The following is a 9,646-nucleotide window of genomic DNA, read 5'->3' on the forward strand; positions in this document are numbered from 1 at the left end:
CCGGCCCTGGAGGTGACCCTCAACCTCACCAACCAGCTGTTGGATCTGGTGCATGACGGGTACGATCTGGCGATCCGGCTTGGTCACCTCAAGGATTCCAGCCTGGTGGCGCGGCGCCTGGCGGGGCGGGTGCCTTATGTGTGCGCCTCCCCGGCCTATACGGCGCACCGGGGCATGCCCAACAGCCTCTCCGAGCTGGCTCGCCATACCTGCCTGCTGGGCAATGGCGACGAGTGGCACTTCACCCTGGATGCTCGCCCCTACAGCGTGCGGGTGCGTGGCCTGCTCAAGTGCAACAGCGGCCACGCCCTGGTGGACGCGGCCCTCAAGGGCATAGGCATAGTGCAGTTGCCCGATTACTACGTCAGCGATCATCTGGCCACCGGTCGCCTCATCGAGCTGCTCCCCGAGCTGCGTGCTCCCGAGGAGGGGATCTGGGCACTCTATCCACAAAATCGCCACCTCTCCCCCAAGGTGCGGCTTTTGGTGGACTATCTGGCCGAGCGGCTCGGCGAACCCGGTCAGGTCTCACTGGCGCCGCCCATCGGCTAAATCGCAGACAAGAAAAAGGGCCCATGGGGCCCTTTTTTGCAGCTGTCGGTCGCGCTTATTCGCGCTCCTTCACATAAGGTGTGCCGAGTGCCTTGGGTGCCACCGCCTTGCCGATGAAACCGGCCAGCAGGAACACGGTCAGCACATAGGGCAGCGCCTCTATGGCCTGCACCGGGATGGGGAAGTCACCGATGCTGACCCCTTGCAGGCGGATGGCGACCGCATCGAGGAAGCCGAACAGCAGGCAGGCCGCCATGGCGCTCCAGGGGCGCCACTTGCCGAACACCAGAGCCGCCAGCGCCATGAAGCCCTTGCCCGCGCTCATGTTGGGGATGAACTGGGCGGTCTGGGCCACCGCCAGATAGGTGCCCCCTATCCCGGCCAGCAAGCCCCCTATGATGAGCGCCGTATAGCGCATTCGCACCACGGAAATACCAGCGGTATCGACCGCCGCCGGTGCCTCGCCCACGGCGCGCAGGCGCAGGCCGAAGCGGGTACGAAACAGCACCCACCAGGCCAGGGGAACCACGGCAAAGGCGGCATACTCCAGCAGGGAGTGACCGCTCAGCAGCTCGCTGTAGAGCTGGCCGATGACGGGCACGTCATGGAGCTCCCTGGCATAGGGCAGATCGATGGGGGCGAAGCGAGCGGCGCCGGAGAGCGCCGGGGTCTGGCCGCCCTGATCGAACCAGTAACGACCGAGGGTGACGGTCAGGCCCGCCGCCAATATGTTGATGGCCATGCCGCTCACCACCTGATCGCCCCTGTGGGTGATGGTGGCAAAGCCATGAAGCAGGGCGAACAGGATGGAGACGCCCACCCCGGCGCCCAGGCCAACCCAGGCGGAGCCGGAGACGGCGGCCGCCGCGCCGCTGGCAAAGGCAGCGGCCAGCAGCTTGCCCTCCAGGGCGATGTTGACCACGCCGGAGCGTTCGCAAAACATGCCTGCCATGGCCGCCAGAATAAGCGGCGGCGCGGTACGCACCGTGGCATCCAGCATCAGTATCAGAGTTTCGAACATGATCAGACTCCTTTGACTTGCGTAGCCGGGCGATGGGCAAGCGCCAGATAGATCTGCTCGATGCGCGGACGCAGCATGTGCTCCAGGGCGCCGCAGAACAGGATCACCAGCCCTTGCAATACCACCACTATGTTGCGATCCACCCCGAACTCGAAGCTGAGCTCGGCGCCGCCCTGATAGAGGAAGCCGAACAGCAGGCTGGCGATGATGACGCCGACCGGGTGGTTGCGCCCCATCAGGGCGACCGCGATGCCGGTGAAGCCGAAGCCCTCCACGAAGTTGAGCTTGATCTGGTGCAGCTCACCCTGCAGCACGTTGAGGGCGAAGAAACCCGCCAGCATGCCGGAGATCACCATGGCCAGGATCACCACCTTGGGATAGGAGATGCCCGCATAGGCCGAGGCCGAGGCGCTGGCGCCCACGGCGCGGATCTCGTAGCCCCAGCGGCTATGCCAGATGAAGACCCATACCAGGGCCGCGCAGATCAGCGCCCAGAAGAAGCTGATATTGAGCGGGCTGTTGGGGATGCTCATGCCCAGCCCTGCTGCCAGTTCGCTCATCTTCGGCAGCCAGCTGTTCACCGCAAACACCTTGCTCTCGGTGGCCATGGAGCCTGCAGGCTTGAAGACATCGACCAGCAAGTAGGCCATCAGGGAGGCGGCGATGAAGTTGAACATGATGGTGGTGATGACGATGTGGCTGCCACGCTTGGCTTGCAACCAGGCCGGGATGAAGGCCCAGGCCGCGCCAAACAGGCCACCGGCGATGATGGCGAGCGGCACCAGCAGCAGGGGCGGCAGCAGGTCGCCAAGCAGCAGGCAAACCAGTCCCACTCCCAGACCGCCGATATAGGCCTGACCCTCACCGCCAATGTTGAACAGACCGGCGTGGAAGGCGACCGCCACCGCCAGACCGGTGAAGATGAAGCCGGTGGCGTAGTAGAGGGTGAAACCTATCCCTTCACCCGTGCCAAAGGCGCCGTACCACATGATCTCGGCGGCCTCGAGGGGGTTGATGTCCAGGTAGTAGAACAGGATGGCGGAGACCAGGAAGGCCAGCCCAATGTTCATGACAGAGAGGACGCCGACCGATACCCAGGCCGGAACGCGTGGTTGACTCATTGCTGGGACTCCTTGCCACTCCCCTGAACGGGGATCTCATCGGGGACTATGTTCGCCATCATCAGGCCTATGGTGCGCTCGTCCGCCGTGGCGGCATCCAGCTCACCGACCAGGCGGCCATCGCTGATCACCAGAATGCGATCAGAGAGGGAGAGGATCTCGTCCAGCTCCACCGACACCAGCAGCACGGCCTTGCCCTGATCGCGCATGGCGATGATCTGCTGGTGGATATATTCGATGGCGCCTATGTCCACGCCCCGGGTCGGCTGGCCTATCAGCAGCACGTCCGGATCCTGTTCCACCTCCCGGGCTATCACCAACTTTTGCTGATTGCCGCCGGAGAAGTTGGCCGTCCTGTTGTCAGGGCTCGGCGGGCGTACGTCCCACTTGTCCATCTTGGCCTGGCAGTCCTGGCGGATGGCGCCTTTGTCCTGCAGCCAGCCGCTGTTGTACATGGGGCGCTTGTGGTAGCCGAGGATGAAGGCCTCCTGGGCCTCGAAGCGGTTGATGAGGCCCATCTTGTGTCTGTCTTCCGGCACATGGCCGAGACCGTAGTCGCGCACCTGCTCCGGGCTGGCCGGATGCTGGCCATCGATGCGATGCACGCTGCCCTTGCCGTGCAGGGTGAAGCCGCCATGGCTTGGTTTGAGAATGCCGCCGAGCAGGCTGAGCAGCTCGGACTGGCCGTTGCCAGAGACGCCGGCCACGCCGACCACTTCCCCGGCCCGCACCGCAAAGCTGACCGACTTGAGCCGCTCGACCCCGTCGTCATCGCGATAGCTGAGGCTGTCTACCTGCAACTTGGGGGGGCCGGGCTGGGCCGGGCCCTTGTCGACCTTGAGTCGCACCTTGCGGCCCACCATGAGTTCGGCCAGCTGCTCCTTGTCGGTATCCTGGGTGGCGACGTGGGCCACCATCTCGCCCCGACGCATGATGGAGACCCTGTCCGTGATGGCCAGGATCTCGCGCAGCTTGTGGGTGATGAGCATGATGGTCGTGCCCTGATCCCGCAGCTTTTTCAGCACCTCGAACAGGTGATCCGCCTCTTGCGGGGTCAGCACTCCGGTCGGTTCGTCGAGGATCAGAATGCGGGCGCCGCGATAGAGCGCCTTGAGGATCTCGACCCGCTGCTGCAGGCCGACCGGCAAGTTCTCGATCTTCTCGTGCAGCGGTACGTCCAGACCATAGTCCCGGGCCAGCTCGCCGAGTAGCCTCTCGGCGGCGGCCAGGCTCTTGCCAAGGTGCCAACCGTTCTCGGCGCCGAGAATGACGTTTTCCAGCACGGTAAAATTGTTCACCAGCATGAAGTGCTGATGCACCATGCCCACGCCTGCGGCGATCGCATCTTGTGAGCCATGGGGTCTGAAGGGGTTACCGTCGATGAACATCTCACCGCGATCGGCATGATAAAAACCGTAGATGATGCTCATGAGCGTCGATTTGCCGGCGCCATTTTCGCCGACGATGCCATGAATGCTGCCTTTTTGAACCTGCAGGTCGATCTGCTTGTTGGCGTAAACCTCGCCGAACCGCTTATCGATACCGCGCAATTCGATGGCGTAGCGATCTGTCTGGTCCATGATGCAGTCCTTGCTAATCATGAAGTGTCTCCGCCCGCGCCCGGCAGTGCGGCTATCCGTAGCCAGCCTGTGCCAGGGGGGGGGAGACTCAAAAACCGGCCCGCGAACGGGCCGGTGGTGGGGTGTCGAGTAGCGAGGAACTATCAGTAGTTACAGGTGCTGTCGCTCATGTAGTCATGCACCTTGACCTTGCCGGCGATGATGTCGGCCTTGATGGCATCCGCCTTGGCTTTCATCTCGGGGGTGATCAGCGCCTCGTTGTCTTTATCCAGCGCCCAATCCACACCGCCCTCGGCCAGACCCAGGGATTGAATACCCGGCTGCCAGGTGCCCTTGGCGCCATCTTCCCAGGTCTTGTAGGCGGCCAGGCCGACGGACTTGACCATGGAGGTCAGCATGGTGCCCGGCTGCAAGTGGTTCTGGTTGGAATCCACACCGATGGCCAGCTTGCCTTCATCCTTGGCGGCCTGGTAGACACCGATGCCGGTACCGCCGGCGGCGGCATACACCACGTCGGCGCCCTTGGCGAACTGGGACTTGGCGAGCTCGGCACCTTTGGCCGGGTCGGCAAAGGCCGACGGGGTGGAGCCGGTCATGTTCTGGAAGACATCGATCTTCGGATTGACGTACTTGGCGCCCTGCTCATAACCGCACTGGAACTTGCGGATCAGCGGGATATCCATGCCGCCCACGAAGCCGACCTTGCCGGTTTTGGAGGCCATGGCTGCCAGGGCGCCGACCAGGAAGGAACCCTCATGCTCCTTGAAGACGATGGATTGCACGTTCGGCTTGTCGACCACCATGTCGATGATGGTGAACTGCACCTTTGGGAACTCGGTGGCGACCTTCTCGACCGCCGAGCCCATGTTGAAGCCGACGGCGACGATCGGGCTGTTGCCACGGCTGGCCAGGCGACGCAGACCCTGCTCGCGCTGGGCTTCGTTCTGGGGTTCGAACTCCTTGACCTTGACCCCTTTGTCCTTGTTGTAGACTTCGACGCCGTTGCGGAACACGGCCTCGTTGAACGACTTGTCGAATTTGCCTGCGGTGTCATAGATGACGGCGGGTTGGGAAGCTGCTTGGGCCGAGAGAGCGGCCAGGGTGAAGGCGGCCACGCTGGCCAGTTTGAGTACCTTAGTCACGATCTTATCCTTGATTGTTATTGAGGGTCCATGGCCTGCTGGTGCAGGCGCCAGTGCACGCAGGCTAACTGTAAGTGAGTGAGCATGGGGGTCAAGGCGTGCGTGACAGAAAAACGTTTGCGCTAACGAATTGAAACATAAGCAAACGGCTTTATAAGTGGTTGTTTATAAGCATTTTTATGGTTTTTTGTGCTGTAAAAGCCAAGCTCCAAATGACATTTTGATTACAAATCATAGGGTTGTGCGCAAGCGTTTTCCTCTGTTGGGCCGATAGCCGGTTTCTATTGATTCCCATTTGACCGATTTACGGTGTGTGAGGCTGCTTGGCCATCTTCTTCTCCCCGTGGCGCAAGCCAGTCGGCAAGAGAGGTCGCCGCTGAAGGGCAGGGGGGCAGGGTGCGCCCCGGAAGAGGCGCTGAGGACATGGCCGGGGATCTTCTCTTTGGGCATAAACGCCGATTTGGCCTGAGCCCACTCTGCCCGTATAATCCCTGCCTGTATAAATAAACAGGAGTGGTGATGGACGTTTCAACCCTGCTCGACGGGCTCAATGACAAGCAAAGAGATGCCGTTGCGGCGCCCCGTAGCAATCTGCTGGTACTGGCTGGCGCCGGCTCGGGCAAGACCCGGGTGCTGGTGCACCGTATCGCCTGGCTGATGCAGGTGGAGCGTTGTTCACCCTTCTCCATCATTGCGGTGACCTTCACCAACAAGGCGGCGGCCGAGATGCGTGGCCGGGTGGAAAAGGTGCTGGGCGCGAGCCAGCGCGGCATGTGGATAGGCACCTTCCACGGCATCGCTCACCGCCTGCTGCGGGCCCACCATCTGGATGCGGGTCTGCCCCAGGATTTCCAGATCCTCGACTCAGACGATCAGTACCGGTTGATCCGCCGGGTCATCAAGGCGCTCAACCTCGACGAGAAGCACTGGGCCCCGCGCGCCGTGATGGGCTACATCAACGGCAAGAAGGACGAGGGCTTGCGCCCCGGTGACATCGATCTCTACGGCGATCCCGTCACCCGCACCTATCAGCAGATCTACAAGACCTACCAGGAGACCTGCGATCGCTCCGGGCTGGTGGATTTTGCCGAGCTGCTGCTGCGCGCTCACGAGCTCTGGCTCAATCGCCCCCACGTGCTCGAACACTACCGGGATCGCTTCCAGAATATCCTGGTGGACGAGTTCCAGGATACCAACGGCATCCAGTATGCCTGGCTGCGGATGCTGGCAGGCGACACCGGGCGGGTGATGATCGTCGGCGACGATGACCAGTCCATCTACGGCTGGCGCGGCGCCAAGATAGAGAACATCCAGCGTTTTCTCACCGACTATCAGGGGGCCGAAACCATTCGCCTCGAGCAGAACTACCGCTCCACCGCCAATATTCTGAAAGCGGCCAACAGCGTCATCGCCAACAACGCCGAGCGGCTCGGTAAGGAGCTGTGGACCGAGGGGGCCGATGGCGAGCCCATCTCCCTCTATGGCGCCTTCAACGAAGTGGACGAGGCCCGCTTCGTGGTCGGCCGCCTCAAGGACTGGAAGGAGAAGGGCGGCCTGCTCGCCGACTGCGCCATTCTGTATCGCTCCAACGCCCAGTCGCGGGTGCTGGAAGAGGCGCTGATGCAGGACGCCATGCCCTACCGCATCTATGGCGGCCTGCGCTTCTTCGAGCGCCAGGAAATCAAAGACGCCATGGCCTACCTGCGCCTTATCAACAACAGAGGCGACGACGCCAGCTTCGAGCGGGTGGTCAACACCCCGACCCGTGGCATCGGTGATCGCACCCTCGAGATCCTGCGCACCAACGCCCGGGATCAGGGCCAGAACCTCTGGCAGTCGGCCAAGACCCTGCTCAATGACAAGGTGCTGACCGGCCGCGCCGGTAACGCGGTGCGCGGCTTTGTGGATCTGATCGACGCGCTGGAGAGCCAAGTCGGCATGCTGCCCCTGCACCAGCAGGCGGATATCGCCATTCAAAATTCCGGCCTCAAGGCCATGTATCTGGCGGAAAAAGGCGAGAAGTCCCAGGCACGGGTAGAGAACCTGGACGAACTGGTCACTGCCTGTCGTCAATACCAGCGCCCGGATGAGCTGGAAGAGATGAGCGATCTCTCCGCCTTCCTCGCCCATGCTGCGCTGGAGTCCGGCGAGAATCAGGCGGACGAATATGCCGATGCTGTGCAGCTGATGACGCTGCACAGCGCCAAGGGGCTGGAGTTCCCGCTGGTGCTGCTGGTGGGGGTGGAGGAGGGCATGTTCCCGAGCCAACAATCGACCGAGGAGTCGGGGCGGCTCGAGGAGGAGCGCCGCCTTTGTTATGTGGGCATGACCCGCGCCATGGAGAAGCTCTACATCTGTTATGCCGAGAGCCGCCGCATCTATGGCCGCGAGATGTTCCACAAGCCGAGCCGCTTTATCCGCGAGATGCCCGCCGAGTGTCTGGAAGAGATCCGGCTGCGCACTCAGGTCAGCAGACCCACCCAGTACGGCCGCTTCAGCCAGAACGAGGTGCAGCAGAGCTTCGATGCCAGCGGCATCACGCTCGGCCAGCGGGTGCTCCATCCGAAATTCGGGGAAGGGATAGTGCTCAACTTTGAAGGAGTCGGCCAGCAGAGCCGGGTGCAGATCCAGTTCGACGACGTCGGCGCCAAGTGGCTGGTGACGGCGTATGCACGGCTTGAGGCGCTGTAAGGCGCAGCGTACCCGCCCGTGATGTGAAAAGGAGCCGATGGCTCCTTTTTTGTCAGGACTGTAGGTTCGATTAGCGAAGCGTAATCGGACGTTCGCGTCATGGGTATATGGTGTGCCCGGCTGTTGGCAGTACAGCTGCCGCCGTGCAGGACGCGAGGGCATGGCCCTCGACAGGGTTTAGCCCGCCCTTCGGGCTTGGGCGAGTGACTTTGGAAAGACCCGCTTTTTTCAAAAAATGCACCAAAGGTCTTCTCCCCCGCCAATCCGCTGGCTTCGCCAGTGCCCTCGGTCCAGAGTCAACGTCGGACGGGCCGCCGCAGACGGCACATCCCTGTCCGCTGCGGCTACGCCATCATCCCTGATGGCGTCCCTGACGTTGGCTCTGACCCTCGGCGGATTGGAGGGGGATCAATATAGTGCCCACCTGTGGCTTTGGGGCATCCCGCACAGCACGGCAGATTTAGTAGTAAGAACGAGGTACAGCAGACTGTTGACGCTAGCGGTATCAAGGTCGGCCAGCAGAGCTGGGAATATCTCCAGTTCGACGAGGTTGGAGCAAAGTTGCTGGTGACGGCATGCGCCAGATTGGTGGCTCTTTGATTCTGCTCAATCAACCCGGTTTTGCTCAGGTTGCCTTAGTGTTGATATTCACTATCCATTTCTGTGAACTATCTGCTCACTATATGGATTTTATAGCTTCATATAGAGCTTGTTTATGAGTAAACTTAGTTCCCAATAAAGGTGCGTTCCTAGCTTGAGGTTCAGTTAACGATGGGCGAAATGATTAGTATTGAAGATGCTGATTTTGACATGATAAAGCAAAAGGTAGTCTCATTGCTTAATGATATTTCATGTCGAGTACCTTGGAGCATTTTTTCAAAACTATTGCTTGACGATGCTATGATTAAGGCTAGAAGTTTTGAACGGCTTTCTAGAAAACTGCTGGATTTAAATAGCAGCTTAGTTAATAGAATCTTGCTGGGACGATTTTTAACATTATCTAGTGCACTAGTTGAACATTATCTCTCTGGAGAAAAATCACTCAGATTATTCAAAATTAACGATCATTTAGATACATTGAATTTTAGGAATGCCTTAGACTCAATAAAACCGGAGTCTAAGTACAGAGATATATTATCAATTAATAAAGAAGATTTTATTGCTAGCCCTACTCTTGTATATAAAAAAGTGGATGGTCTGGGGTACTATTTTGGGTTTGCATCAAATCGTCGCGTGAAGTTAAAACAGAACATCCCATCTGATGCTCTTACAGAAGAGTACTCAAGGGGTGTTCCTTATGGTTCTGAAATGTATATTATCAAAATGGAAAATAAGTTCTGTTTTGATGTGATCTTCGTACCATTAGAGATGGATAGAATTGAGTTTAGAATCGATACAACCGAGGGGTTAACTCCAGAATACAGGTCTCTGGCATACTCTCAATTAAGCTCACTATTTTTTGCTGAATGCAGAACACACGGTTGTGCAATAAATGGTACCCTGTTGGATTTCTATCCAGCCATCAGAAAGGTTCTAGGG

At 59.7% G+C, this 9,646-nt stretch carries 7 protein-coding genes; 3 read left to right on the forward strand and 4 right to left on the reverse strand.

The genetic code is table 11. From position 1 onward, the window contains the following. Positions 1–552 (forward strand): LysR substrate-binding domain-containing protein (locus tag G113_RS16615; RefSeq protein WP_005907467.1); only part of this gene is annotated, 552 nt, incomplete at its 5' end. A 55-nt stretch (positions 553–607) separates the two neighbouring features. Here G113_RS16615 and G113_RS16620 read toward each other — a convergent pair. From G113_RS16620 to G113_RS16635, 4 genes are all read right to left on the reverse strand, one after another. After that, positions 608–1,573: an ABC transporter permease gene (locus G113_RS16620; RefSeq protein ID WP_005907469.1), complete on the reverse strand. Its 966-nt coding sequence runs from the start codon at positions 1,571–1,573 to the stop codon at positions 608–610. Between the two features lie 2 nt (positions 1,574–1,575). Continuing rightward, a complete protein-coding gene (locus G113_RS16625; protein WP_005907471.1) occupies positions 1,576–2,694 on the reverse strand; it encodes an ABC transporter permease in 1,119 nt (372 codons plus the stop codon). Continuing rightward, positions 2,691–4,274, reverse strand: a complete 1,584-nt coding sequence (locus G113_RS16630) for an ABC transporter ATP-binding protein (protein WP_051106618.1) — start codon at positions 4,272–4,274, stop codon at positions 2,691–2,693. The genes G113_RS16625 and G113_RS16630 overlap by 4 nt, the downstream gene beginning before the upstream one ends. A gap of 143 nt (positions 4,275–4,417) precedes the next feature. Further along, entirely contained in the window at positions 4,418–5,416 is a 999-nt protein-coding gene (locus G113_RS16635; protein ID WP_005907475.1) for a BMP family lipoprotein, read from the reverse strand. A gap of 519 nt (positions 5,417–5,935) precedes the next feature. On the opposite strand from G113_RS16635, the gene uvrD reads away from it, so the two are divergent. Together uvrD and G113_RS21175 are read left to right on the forward strand one after the other, a co-directional pair. Then, the gene (uvrD, locus tag G113_RS16640; protein WP_005907476.1) at positions 5,936–8,107 is read left to right on the forward strand and encodes a DNA helicase II; all 2,172 of its coding nucleotides are present in this window, start codon (positions 5,936–5,938) and stop codon (positions 8,105–8,107) included. Between the two features lie 780 nt (positions 8,108–8,887). Continuing rightward, a partial coding sequence (locus G113_RS21175; protein ID WP_152436087.1) for a hypothetical protein occupies positions 8,888–9,646 on the forward strand: 759 nt, incomplete at its 3' end.

The sequence above is a fragment of the Aeromonas molluscorum 848 genome, from assembly GCF_000388115.1.
GTDB lineage: Bacteria > Pseudomonadota > Gammaproteobacteria > Enterobacterales > Aeromonadaceae > Aeromonas > Aeromonas molluscorum.